We start from the raw sequence: 13,126 nt of genomic DNA, 5'->3' as shown, positions 1-13,126 counted from the left end.
CTTATTTATGATCCCGTATAAGTGCAAAGATAAAAATTTTTAAACCTAAGGTAGAATATTGTTGACAATATACAACCATAGGTATATAAATAAGATACCGAATGCGGCACAATGTATTGTTTTCGTGTCGGGTACAGGGTTTTAGGTCCCCGCTATTTCCTAAGCCTGTATGTCCTTATTAATTAAGGGAAGAGAATCTGGGTCCCCAATGCCCAGGTTCTTTTTTTATGGAAACAAAGATCTTACATTTTTTTCAAGATAACCACACAGATTCTGGTTTTATGAACCTAGGGATAAAAAAGTGTGCTCAATGTTTTAAAATATTGATGATTGTTAAGAGAAAAAATTATTTTAACACTAAGAATGTTTTTTGATTATAAGAATTAGAGCTACAATGCAGTTTTAAATTGCTTATTTTTTGTTGGGTTATATCAGAATTATTATCGTGTTGTAGTGTGTTGTGTAAAAGCAATATTGCAAATGATTCGAATAGTCTATAGTCGATGGTGATATTGCTTTGTTTCATCCTAAAATCTCCTGCGATCTTACGGGAAAAAAAGAAAACATGTCGGTTATTCTGTAGAGATTGGATTAAAATATTTAGCATTCATTGTAATAACAAAGATTGTGGTGATTATGGATACAAAAATAAAAATACAAAAATTGACAATCTTATCTATTTTAATTGCTTGTCTTGTTTTTAGTTTAAAATATTGGGCCTATTACATTACGGGTTCGGTTGCACTTTATTCTGATGCGTTGGAATCGATTGTTAATATTCTGGCCGCATTAACGGCATGGTGGGCTGTAAAAATCAGTATGAAGCCAGCAGATCACAATCATCCTTTTGGACATCATAAGGCAGAGTATTTTGCTGCTATTTTTGAAGGTGTGCTGATTATTCTTGCTGCTATTATGATTTTGAGAGAAGCTTGGATGTCTCTTTCAACCTCTGAATTATCTCATCCCCCAGGCGTATGGATTGGATTTCACCTTACAGCGAGTATAATCAATTATTTGTGGGGTATTCTTCTGGTTAAACAGGGAAAAATTCATCGTTCTCCAGCTCTTAAAGCTGATGGCATGCATTTAATGGCCGATGTTGTTACGTCATTTGGTATTTTAATTGGTTTGATTTCTGCTTTTGTGAGTGGATGGACTATTTTAGATCCGATTTTAGCGATTATTGTTGCTTTTAATATTCTTTTACAAGGATGGAAAGTAATTAATAGTGCTGTTCAAGGTTTAATGGATGTTGGAGTCGAATTAAATGAAACGATACGGATCCGTGATCTTATTTCAGCCAATGCATGTGGTGCAATTGAAGTACATGATTTGCGTACGCGTGTTGCAGGAAGAGTTATTTTTATAGAATTTCATTTGGTTGTTCCAGCAACGATGCAAGTGGGAGAAGCACATAAAATTTGCAATAAAATTGAAGGTGTTCTTGAATCTGAATTTGATAATACGCGGATTACTATTCATGTAGAGCCTGAAGATGAAGCTAAGTTACCTCTTGGGACAACGGCTATTCCTTTTGTCTGAAAGGATTTTAATGATGGTGCAGTTCTTATTGAATCAATGTTTTGCAGCATTAATCTATTTAAAATCTCTATTTTATTGTACTTGTCGAATGATTTTTCTAATGAGACATGACTATTGGAAGTGATGTTCGTTTTGGAAGTTACTTTTATTAGAGATTATATTTTTTGACAGTTGCATCTACATTTGACAGTAAAATGTTTTTATTAAGATGCTAAAAGTTAATCGTTTCAGTACACATTATTTCATTATTGGGATTGATAATATGATGACGTTGTAACTGACAATGCCATTTATGATATAAACGGTCGATTGCGAATAAATTAAAGCTTGCAGGTGTTTTTTTCCCACCAAAAGCTTGTGAAGCAGAAGCGACACCAATAACGGGAACTTTACCTAGCTTTCCTTCAATGATGTTTAATGTTGATAAATGAGTATGTCCGTGGAGAATAAGTTCACAACCATGATTTTTAATAACATTTAAAAAACGCTCTATCCCCCATAATTTTTTATACCAAGGCGTTGCGTGATGAAAAGGAGGATGGTGTATCACGACAATTCGAAAAAGATCATGTGTTGCTGCTTCATTTAAAAGTCGAGATAAAGTTCGTGCTTGAATACGGTCAAAATAACCAGTAGCAAAGAATGGTGGCGTAGCAATAGCTGATGAAACACTTATAATCGCGACATTGTTACGAGTACGCATGTAAGGAAAAGGAAGATTATTTCTTTGTGGTTCATCACCTTCTATCCAAGGTTGAAAAAAGGTGCAGGCTTTTTGAAACGCTCCACGAACGTAAGCATCATGGTTTCCAAAAGTTAAAGAAATATTTTGAGGTTTACCTTGGGTCAATAACCAGTTGCGCGCTTGTTCAAATTCTTTATCCAGAGAAAGATTAACGATATCACCAGAAATCACAAGATGGTCTGGATTTTTCATTTTTAGTGCGTGCATTAAAGTATCTAAAACGCCTGTCGTTATTTGGTTTTTACGTTTTTTTTTCCAGTTAATATAGCCGGTTAAACGTTTTCCAAGAAGTTCATAAAATGAAGGTTCTGGTAAAGGTGAAAGATGCACATCTGATATATGAGCAAGATAAAACATAGATGTTCCCATAGCGTTGGAAATAATGAGTACAATAAAAGCAAATAAATGAATTCACTCTTAAAGATTATAGAAAATGATTCAGTGAAAAACAGTTTTATTATATAATCTTAGAGAGATATTTAAGACAATTTTATGTTGTTTACAGAGAATATGGCAGGAAAATCCTTAAAAAAATAGATAAAAGATGGAAATAATCAATAATAATTGCTAAAAAATTAGTTACTATTATTTACAACAACGAATATTGATATATTCCATGTAAATCGCATTCCGTTTAATTCTATTTATTTTATACTGTTTTCTTTTGAGACAAAACAAAATATTAGCATTCAGTTTTCTTTCATATTGTACGATTTGGACACTATATTCCTAGTTCAATTAAGATAATTTTTCTTAGAATTGAATGTTATTTTTTAATGGCTTTCACGGTACCACATACTACAGAGCAGTGAAAGGCAGGCACATAGTGCAAAAAATCCAGAAAAAATTGGAAAATGAAAAGCATTGATCAAACGGGTTTCTGTTGCTTCTTTTAGAATAATTGAAGGAGCGTGGGAAGATGTTTGTTTTGTTTGCGGCTGAATGAGTTTGATGGGAGGGAATTGAAAATCTTCTTTATTGTCACGGTGTAAACGCGTGATATGACCACCAGTACGTTTACTGATTGGCATGAGTTTTTCTTCAGTTGAAATTAAATCCGAAAATTCAAGATTATCAAGTCCACCTAAAGGAAAAAAGATTGTTTGATTTCTATTACGGATAGTAAATAGTCCTGTTTCATCAGTATTTATTGTTGCTACAAATATGCCTTCTTTCTCTTTGGAAAGCGTGATATTTTCGTGTTTTCCTGAAGGAAAAATGATTTCAACAGGTTCAGGATGATCTTTCAATGTTTGTTGACGAATTGTTAAACGTCTATGGTCACTTGTTGCGCTCAAATTTTCTTCTTCAAGAGCAGGTTCTTTCATGAGCCAATGAGAAATTCGACGATAGAGAGCGGCATATGGTCCTCCCCCTTCAAAACCTCGTGCCCAAAGCCAACTTTCGTCTGAAAGCAGCATGCCCACGCGTCCTTTTCCTATGCGAGAAAGAAGCAACAAAGGCTGTTCATTTGCTCCTTTCATAAGAGTGGTGCTTTCTCCTGTGTGATGAATGACGATCTGTCGTAACCATCGACCCCATTGAGATGCTGGATGCGTAGAAGTTTCAAGATCTCGCGTAACAGGGTGACGCTGGCCTTCTTTTGTAAGCGTAGGGCGAAACGGTTTTTGAATAATAGCACCATTTGGTAACGCGGGTAAAACACTTATCAAAGGAGTTTTAGCTAATGAATGTTCTCCTGTAAACTCTGGCCCTGTTACCATTAAGAGAGCGCCACCTTTTTGTACATACTGGGTGATATAATCATAATAAATCAATGGAAGCACATTGGAATGTTGGTAACCATCAAGAATAATGAGATCAAAATTACTAATTTCCTCAACAAAAAGTTTTGTTGTAGGGAATACGACAAGTGATAGTTGGTTGACAGGTGTGTTGTCTGCTTTTTCAGGAGGACGTAAAATAGTAAAGTGAATGAGGTCGGTATTGAGATCACTTTTTAAAAGATCACGCCATGTTCGTTCACCGTTATAGGGCGCTCCTGAAATAAGAAGAACGCGTAAATTTTCTCGGATTCCTTCAATAATTGTTATAGCATGGTTGTTATTGAAGCTGAGTTCACCTTCGTGTGTGTCAGTTGTAACTTGAATGATGTTTTTTTCAGCATGAGAAAGAGTGATCTCAGTTTGAAAAATAACACCAGGTGTCACGGAATACTGACCGATTTCTTCTCCATTCATACTGACTGTAATATTTGCTTGTTCGGGAATAGATTCTGGACGCTTTCCTGTGTCTTCCACTAAAATAGAAAGCATTTGTGGTTTATTAATAAGAGCAAATCGTGGAGGAGAAACGAATTTTACTTGGCGATCGAATTCGTTTTGTCTTCCTGTTATAAGAGCATTGATGGGTGCTTGATTGCTAAGATCGGATTCTGAAGGGGTGTCATGAACTTGGCCATCAGTAACTAAAATTGTTCCTGCATAACGCGAAGGTGGAACATCAGCGATGGCTTGTTTAAGGGTCTGAAATAAATTGGTTGAAGATGTATATCGGTTATTCGCAAGTTTTCCAGCTTCAATAAAACGTGGTTCAAATTGTGGATAGTGAACGAGTTCATTAGCTAAGTATGTTTGTGCTTTATCATTGTCATCTCCACGTGTTCCAAAAGTTTGACTTTCACTGTGATCAATAACAATTCCTACAATGCTTTTGACGGGTTCACGTTGTTCTTTTGTGATCATTGGGTTTAAGAGCGCAAGAAGAAGTGAGGCAAGTGCTATAAGGCGCAATAAAGCACCACGACGTCGTGTTATGAGGCTTATAATGATAAAAAAGACAGAAAATCCTCCTAAGGCAAGAAGCCAAAAAGTTGGGAGAAGAGGTTGGAAAGAGAGAGATTGTATCATTATCTTTTCTCTCTGTTAAAACGCTCTAACATTGCTGGAACATGAACCTGATCGGCTTTATAGTTTCCTGTAAGCGTATACATGATAATGTTCAATCCTGCACGAAATGCCCATAAACGTTGCATGGGATCATTAGGGATAAGAGGGTATTTCCAAGAGCCTTTTTCATCTAATGCCCAAGCAGCAGCAAAATTATTAGCTGTGATGAGCAGAGCACTAACATTGTCTCCGGCAGAAAGATATTTTTTATTTTTTTTATTTGTTGAAGATGATTCAACCCATAAAGGTGAACCACGGTAAAGTCCTGGGAAATCAGGCATAATGTAAAAAGAACGAGAGACAACGTGATCTGCTGAGGCTGGTTCTATTGCTGGAATATTTAATCCATCTAATATTGCACGTAATTTTTGTGTTTCAGGAGTTGTAGTTTCATCAAGATTAAGATGAGCATGCATTTGATCACGAGTATCGAATAATATTGTGCCTCCGTGTTTCATGAAAGCATTTATTTTTTCAAGGCTTTTTGGGGTTGGTAGAGGTGCATCAGCGTCAATTGGCCAGTAAATGAGAGGATAAAAAGAAAGCTCATCTTTATCGAGATTAAGCCCTTTTACGGAGCCAGGTGTAAGCATTGTACGCGCTGCAATAAATTGACTGAGCATTTTTAATCCGCTTTTGCTGGTGTTATCAATGTCAGGATTATTTGTTATGACATACGCAAGATGTGTAGAACTTGCTGCTTGCACTATATTGTCGTCCGATTGATTGTTCGCTTGTGCATGGTTGGTTGATATATAGGCACAAAAAGCAATGAAGATTGCTATAAAGGGAAGAGAAACAAATATGCTTTTTCGTCGATTGAGCGCAAAAAATCCTCCCATCCATAATGCTAAGAAACTATCAAGAGCAAAGAGTAAACTGGCTAATCCTAGAAAAATTCCTGCAAGATGTTTTTCTTGTATATCATAAGATAAAGGATTTTCACTTAAAGAAGTTGGCAATGATGATTGCTTTGTGAAGTTCGATGAAGGATTTAAGAGGTTTAATGCATAAAGATTATTTTTAGAACCGTAAAATCCTGGGGGTGTCTGATATGATGGAAGAGGAGGGTTTTGTGCATCAAGGGTGAGTGGAATAGCATGAGAAGGAGGTGTTTGCAGTTGACCATGTGCCGTTAATGTCTGCCAAGGAGATTGTATTGTTTCTGTTTTTGCATGTATTGGTGACGATATATCTTTATAAGTACTGAGCATGATAAGTTTTTGCAACATTTGGGCAAAAAATCCCGAGAGTGGGAGAGTTGACCACGTTGGATCGGGCGCAACATGAATAAAAATAAGTGTTCCTTTTCCAGAGTGTTTTGCTGTGATAAGAGGAGTCCCATCAGCAAGGCTGAGCCATGTCTTATCAAAAAGATCTGAGTTTGGTTCAGCTAAGATTTGGTGTGAAACAGTGATATCTTCTGGAAAAGGAAGATCAAAGAAAAAACTCTCTTTTGTAAAAGGTGCGAGTTTTTGTGGTTGAGACCATGACATAATACTTCCCAATGTCCGTTTCCCATGACGCAATGGTACAGGTAGTAAACTATCATGATGCTCTGCGGAACTTAGATTTTCTCCAGCAAAACGAATGAGTATTCCACCTTTACTCACAAAATCAGATAATTTGTTTTCTATTTCTTTCGATAGATTAACAACATCACCCATAATAAAGATAGAGGGGTTTTGTTTAAGTAAATGGTCAATATCTGCGGAAAGCTCACTTCCTCCTGCTGTAATAAGTTGTGCATGATTTTGTAATGCTTTGATAACGTAATAAAATGGGGAAAGTAAGGGTTGTACCATTTCATTGATATTGGGCGAGAGAAGAGCAACGCGATTTATTTTATGATGGTTATCAACTAAGAAAGTTGTAGCAGCATTGTCGTGGTGATCAATTTTAATCCATGCAATATCATGGCGTAATTCAAGTGGTATATCAAACGGAATAAGAGCGGTTTTTTCTTTCTCATGGAAATTTGTTTTAAAATGTCCAAGCAATTGATTTTTAAAATCATAGAGGCTCACAGTTATTTCTGTTTCCCCGTCTGTTGTTGCTCGGATGAGACGTGCTGCCATATCTCCGTGATTATTTTCTATGTTTGTTATCCCGATTAAATGAGAGATATCCGCTGAATACCATAGGAATGTTTGAGGTTTTAATTGTTCAATGAGAGCAAAAGCTTGGTCATCTTCATTGGTTTGTAAACCATCACTCAAATAAGCAATATCAAGAGGTGTTCCATTTGTTTTTTCAATCAGCTTTTGGAATGCATGAACGCGGTTGACAGGCCATGGCTGAGGACGCAAATGCATTATGCGTTGCCTTATGACGGTGGCAGGAAGAGGATTAATTTCTTGGATATCATTTTCTGCTGTTGCAATTAGATAGATGTTTTTATTGTATTTTTCTGCTTGTGCAAGAAGAGAGTCCGCAACAGAAATGCGTTTTTTCCATTCTTCGGCAGATGCCCAACCATTATCGATAATCAGTACAAGCGGTTGTGATCCGGAGAGCACAATCGATTTTGCATTCCACGTTGGACGTGCCAAAGCAATAATAATGAGTGCAGCTATGGTTAATCTTAAGAGTAACAGCCACCAAGGAGTATGATGAGCTGTTTCTTGTTGGTCGGTTTGTTTCAACAATAGGCGCAATGGAGGAAAAAGTTCTTTACGAGGTGCTGGAGGTGTTACTTTCAAGAGCCACCAAATGATTGGTAGAGTGAAAAGACCCAGCAAAAGTAAAGGTACCCCAAAGCTCAAGAGAATCTCCTTGTATGATGTGTTGAAATGTCCAGTTTGTTTTTAAGCTGTAAAATAGTTTCTGTTAAGGAGCGATCGGTTGTACTAACGTGATATGTCCATCCTTGACGTGAGCAAAAGTCTTTTAAATCTTGTCTTCTTGTCTGATATAGTTTGCAATAAGATTCTCGAAGGTTTTCTGCTTTTCCTAAAACGAGTTTTTTTTTCGTTTCAGGATCAAAAAACTCTGTTCGACCCGTGTAAGGAAAATTTTCCTCTGCAGGATCAGCGATTTCAATTAGATGGACATTGATTTGTTTTGCGATTAAAGTTGTTAGATGTTGGATAATTTTTTCTGAATGATCAAGAAAATCACTGATAATTATAACATGTGAAAAGCGTGGAATAGCGGAAAAATCTGGAAATGGATTTTTATTCTGATCATTTGTTAAAGCCAAAGCAACACGCTCTGTTATATTGGATGCAGCAGAAGGAGCCATTAACTGCGGAATGGCGATACGTTCACCGTTATGAGCAAGAATTGTTGTGAGTGCAAGAGTAAGAATAATGGCATAATTGCCTTTAGAGATTTTTGAAAAGCGTGAACAATAGTGCATTGAAACACTTTGATCAGGCCAAATCCAAATGGTTTGTGTTATTTCCCATTCGTGTTCGCGAAGATAAATATTTTCATCACGTGCTGAGCGACGCCAATCAATGCGGCTGCAGGATTCTCCTTGAGTATAGGGGCGAAATTGCCAAAAATTTTCTCCATGTCCATGTTTGTGTTGGGCGTGTTTCCCAGTAATGAATGTATTGGCAATGAAGCGCGCTTGAAGCAAAAGATGCGGCATATCAGCTATATTTTGTGGTAGCAGTGTGGCAAGTGAGAGCGGTTGTTTTTGATTAACTTTTTTGCCGATGGCCATTAGAGAGCATCTTTCACGAGATTATTGATAATATCTTTTATTGTTATTCCTTCAGCGCGCGCTGAAAAATTGAGAGACATGCGATGTTGCAATATGGGTTGTGCTAATACTTGAATATCATCGAGTGAAGGTGCTAGACGTCCGTGGTAAAGAGCACGTGCACGCGCGCAAAGTGAAAGTGCTTGTGATGCACGTGGGCCAGGACCCCAAGCGATATAAGTATTTGCTAGCGAGTTGTCATTATGAGGGCGAGCCGAACGGACAAGTTTTAAGATTGCTTCAACAACACTTTCAGAGATAGGCATTTTGCGGATAATTTTTTGGATTTTTTGTAATTTTTTAGGAGACAAAATAGATTTTGCAATTTGTTTTTTTTCACTGGTTGTTTCTAAAATAATGCGTTTTTCTGTTGTAAGATCAGGATAATCAATATCAATTTGCATCAAAAAGCGATCGAGTTGTGCTTCAGGAAGTGGATAAGTTCCTTCTTGTTCAAGAGGATTTTGAGTTGCAAGAACATGAAAAGGCTGAGGTAGATTGTAGCGTGTTCCAGCAACAGTAACATGATGTTCTTGCATGGCTTGCAAGAGAGCGGATTGTGTACGAGGAGAGGCACGATTGATTTCATCAGCCATAAGCAGTTGAGTGAAAATAGGACCTTGAATATAACGGAAAGAACGTTTTCCATTTTTGTCGGAGTCTATAACTTCAGAACCTATAATATCTGATGGCATTAAATCGGGCGTGAATTGAATACGCTTTGCATCAAGACCTAAGACGGTTCCTAATGTTTCAACAAGACGCGTTTTAGCAAGCCCAGGAACACCAACGAGAAGAGCGTGACCACTGGCTAAAATGGTTGTTAAGGCATACTCGATTACGTCATTTTGGCCAAAAATAACTTTATTAATTTCTTGTTGGAGAGCATACAATTCTTCATGTGCTTTATCGATTTCATCAATGATCGATTTAATATTGCCATTAGTTTTAGCCTTTTTGGCAGAATGGGATGATGGATCATTTTGACTCATATGTTTTCCTTAAGGCATTTGTCGCAAAATAATGGTTTCTTTTATAACGATAGTCAATATTTGGTAATTTGTAACAGAAAATGAAAAGAAAAGAAGCGTGATGAGACATTTTTTTATTCTTTGTCTAAAAATAGTACCTTTCAACTTTACAGAAGAAAGGTTGTGACTTTTAAGAAATGTGGTACAAAGTGTTATGCTATGGAACACCTTGTTAGAAGTGATCGCAAAAATTTGTTTGAAAGGTTGAAGGGGTGAGCATAACGCAAAATTTTAAACAAGTTGATTGGTTGTGTAATGAGCATCTTCAAACACTTCTTCATATTCTTTCTTTGCATGGAGAAGAGGCGCGTGTTGTTGGTGGGGCAGTCCGTAATCAGCTCTTAGGCAAACCTATTAGTGATATTGATATTGCTACAACCTGTTTGCCACAACAAATTATAGAACGTGCAAAAGAAGCAGGGTTTAAGACGATTCCTACGGGAATTGATTTTGGAACCGTGACAGTTGTTGCTGGAGCGCATTTTTATGAAGTGACAACACTTCGTTCTGATATTGAAACTGACGGTCGTCATGCAAAGGTTGCTTTTAGTCGTGATTGGACAAAAGATGCGGAGCGACGGGACTTTACCATTAATGCGCTTTATTGTGATGCAGATGGACGCCTTTATGATTATGTGGAGGGGTTAAGTGATATTGCAAGTCGAACGGTGCGATTTATTGGTATAGCAGAGGAACGTATTCGTGAAGATTATTTGCGTATTTTGCGTTTTTTTCGTTTTTTTGCGTGGTATGGAGGAGGTCGCCCCGATGCTCAAGGACTCAAGGCGTGTGTTTGTTTAAAACAAGGATTACAAAAACTTTCACCAGAGCGTGTTTGGGAAGAAATGAAAAAAATCTTTTGTGCTCCAAATCCAACACGTGCTCTGTTATGGATGCGTCAAAGTGGTATTTTAACGCTTATTTTCCCTGAAACAGAAAAATGGGGTATTGATGCTATCCACTCACTTGTAAAATTGGAAAGCGACCTTGGTTGGGCGATAGATCCATTGCTGCGGTTAGAAAGTATTCTTCCTCCTGATTCTAAGCGGCTTTGTGATATGGCTTGTCGTTTACATTTTTCCAATAAGGAAAAAATACGGTTAAAAGAATGGGCAGAATTGGAAGTTATTCATCAAAACTGTTCAGATCTTTCTTTAAAAAAATTGATTTATCGTTGTGGTCAGCAACCTGTTTTAGATCAATTATCTTTGTCTTTGTCAGCTGCACGTGCAGGTTCTTTTGAAATAGGTGAAAATTTAGAAAAAGCAGAACATTATCTCAGGCTTTATCAACTCGCTCAAAAATGGCAGATTCCAACTTTTCCCATTAAAGGTCATGATTTGATTGAAAAAGGTTTCACTAAAGGGGTAGCTTTAGGACAAAAGCTTAAAGAATTGGAAACTATATGGATTGAAAGCGGGTTTTTAATTGATCGTCATGTGCTATTAGAGAAAATTGAGAAATAATATCCATTTTTTGATTGTTGAAAGAGATATCTTTCTTTGATTTCTTTTTATTTTTAAATTGTATCGTAACCAATTTGACGAAGAGCTTCTCCTGTTGTCATAGCAACGCTCATTGCAAGATTTAAAGAGCGAGCATGTTGTTTCATGGGAATTGTCAATGCGTAATCAACGGTTTCATGAACATAATCGGGAACACCTGCTGATTCTCGACCAAAGAGTAAAACATCATTTTTTTGATAGTGCATATTTGTGTAACATATTTTTGCTTTTGTGCTTAGAAGCAAAATACGGCGATGATAATGTTTCATGACATCAATAAAATGCTGCCAATCAAGGTGGCGTTCCAACGAAGCACGCTCGAGATAATCCATCCCAGCACGTTTCAAATTGCGATCTGATAGATCAAAGCCTGCAGGTTCAATAATATGCACATGCAAACCAAAGCATGCGCTAAGGCGTAGAATTGTTCCAGTATTACCAGCAATATCCGGCTGAAAAAGAGCGATATGAAGTCCCATAGGTCACATAGTATGGTCTTTATATACCGACTTGTAAAGAAGGTGTGGCGTTATCATTCAAAATAGATCTTTCAAAATGCTGTGATTTATTTCTTTCGTTTTCTTTTTTTGTAGTTCGAACAAAACATACCATTATATGCACATGAAAGCTTCTTGCTCCATCGATATGAAGAGAGATCATTTCGTAATATAAAAAGATGAATTTTAAAAGCACTTTGGCATGGTCATTCGTTGTTGTTTTTTTATTGTGTTTGCTCTTACTGCAAATATAGAAGCTAATTCATGAGTTTATACGACAAAGATTTTTATAATACGATATAAAACAATATCAGGAAATATAAATAAGATAAGCAAAAATTAGTATGATAATTCTTATTCTGTAAAACTTTTACTCTCTCTATAATTATTCCGTCAAAAGATATTGTTGTTTTTTATGATGATGAAATGCCAAAAATAATTAGATATTATATTGGTAATACATTCTCACGTTTATTCTATGTGTCTCACTTATACTTAAAAACTATTTAAAGACTTTGGTTTTTTTATATTATCTTAGAGATATTTCTTAAAAGTATAAAAAACAAATTTTAGGAGTTTTATAGAGTATATTGAAAGAAAAAATAGATAATTGAAAGAAAAAATAAAGTAAAATAACCAATCTCTGAAATACATAAGGAACAAATCTCATCATTACGCATTGAGAGCTTGTAAAGTAAAAACGGAGATATTTACAATGAAGAAAATTTCTTTTACCGCTCTTATGTCAGTCTTGATGATTTCTACAGTTTCTGCTCAATCTTTTGCAGTGTCTTCTAAGCCTGAAACGATTTCGTCAATGGGTGTTGTACAGGTTGGTTCAGATATGTCCGTGCGCTATGTTATTCCTTCTGCCTCTGATTTTGTTGCTTCAAGTCTTATTGGCTCAACTGTCTATAATATAGAAAATGAAAGTATTGGTGAAGTCAGAGATATGATTTTGCGTGAAAATACAGTTAAAGGGATTGTCATTGGTGTTGGTGGTTTTCTCGGCATTGGAGAACGTTATGTAGTTGTTTCTCCTGAAACGATCCAAATGACAAATGATTATGGCAAATGGAAAATTATTATCAATGTAACAAAAGATTCTTTGAAAACAGCACCAGAATTTAAATATGAAAATCGCTGGGGACGCTAATTTTTGTTTCCAATAACTAAAAAAAC

At 36.4% G+C, this 13,126-nt stretch carries 9 protein-coding genes; 3 read left to right on the top strand and 6 right to left on the bottom strand.

Going from position 1 to position 13,126, the window contains the following annotated elements; translation table 11 throughout:
• Window positions 1-636: 636 nt before the first annotated feature.
• On the top strand, window positions 637-1,545 hold the full coding sequence (locus NPY00_RS04625) for a cation diffusion facilitator family transporter (RefSeq protein WP_269020897.1): 909 nt from the start codon (window positions 637-639) through the stop codon (window positions 1,543-1,545).
• Between the two features lie 211 nt (window positions 1,546-1,756).
• On the opposite strand, the gene NPY00_RS04620 is transcribed toward NPY00_RS04625, so the two are convergent.
• The 5 genes from NPY00_RS04620 to NPY00_RS04600 form a co-directional block, all read right to left on the bottom strand.
• A complete protein-coding gene (locus NPY00_RS04620) occupies window positions 1,757-2,659 on the bottom strand; it encodes a metallophosphoesterase family protein (RefSeq protein WP_269020896.1) in 903 nt (300 codons plus the stop codon).
• A 404-nt stretch (window positions 2,660-3,063) separates the two neighbouring features.
• Window positions 3,064-5,160: a glutamine amidotransferase gene (locus NPY00_RS04615; RefSeq protein WP_269020895.1), complete on the bottom strand. Its 2,097-nt coding sequence runs from the start codon at window positions 5,158-5,160 to the stop codon at window positions 3,064-3,066.
• Window positions 5,160-7,964 carry a DUF4159 domain-containing protein gene (locus NPY00_RS04610; protein WP_269020894.1) on the bottom strand — a complete coding sequence of 935 codons (2,805 nt, stop codon included), beginning with the start codon at window positions 7,962-7,964 and terminating at the stop codon, window positions 5,160-5,162. The genes NPY00_RS04615 and NPY00_RS04610 overlap by 1 nt, the downstream gene beginning before the upstream one ends.
• Window positions 7,961-8,872 (bottom strand): DUF58 domain-containing protein, encoded by a 912-nt coding sequence (locus tag NPY00_RS04605; protein ID WP_269020893.1) that lies wholly within the window; start codon window positions 8,870-8,872, stop codon window positions 7,961-7,963. The genes NPY00_RS04610 and NPY00_RS04605 overlap by 4 nt, the downstream gene beginning before the upstream one ends.
• The gene (locus tag NPY00_RS04600) at window positions 8,872-9,903 is read right to left on the bottom strand and encodes an AAA family ATPase (protein ID WP_269020892.1); all 1,032 of its coding nucleotides are present in this window, start codon (window positions 9,901-9,903) and stop codon (window positions 8,872-8,874) included. The genes NPY00_RS04605 and NPY00_RS04600 overlap by 1 nt, the downstream gene beginning before the upstream one ends.
• Window positions 9,904-10,154: 251 nt before the next feature.
• Between NPY00_RS04600 and NPY00_RS04595 the strand changes: the two genes are divergently transcribed.
• Complete coding sequence (locus tag NPY00_RS04595) at window positions 10,155-11,408, top strand: CCA tRNA nucleotidyltransferase (RefSeq protein WP_269020891.1); 1,254 nt, start codon at window positions 10,155-10,157, stop codon at window positions 11,406-11,408.
• A gap of 53 nt (window positions 11,409-11,461) precedes the next feature.
• Here NPY00_RS04595 and NPY00_RS04590 read toward each other — a convergent pair whose 3' ends face one another.
• On the bottom strand, window positions 11,462-11,926 hold the full coding sequence (locus tag NPY00_RS04590) for a tRNA (cytidine(34)-2'-O)-methyltransferase (RefSeq protein ID WP_269020890.1): 465 nt from the start codon (window positions 11,924-11,926) through the stop codon (window positions 11,462-11,464).
• Window positions 11,927-12,659: 733 nt separating this feature from the next.
• On the opposite strand from NPY00_RS04590, the gene NPY00_RS04585 reads away from it, so the two are divergent.
• Window positions 12,660-13,100 carry a PRC-barrel domain-containing protein gene (locus NPY00_RS04585; RefSeq protein WP_269020889.1) on the top strand — a complete coding sequence of 147 codons (441 nt, stop codon included), beginning with the start codon at window positions 12,660-12,662 and terminating at the stop codon, window positions 13,098-13,100.
• Window positions 13,101-13,126 lie beyond the last annotated feature (26 nt).

Origin of the sequence: Bartonella sp. F02 (genome assembly GCF_026929975.1) — a bacterium.
Lineage (GTDB): Bacteria > Pseudomonadota > Alphaproteobacteria > Rhizobiales > Rhizobiaceae > Bartonella.
This window is presented reverse-complemented; position numbering and strand designations above follow the sequence as displayed.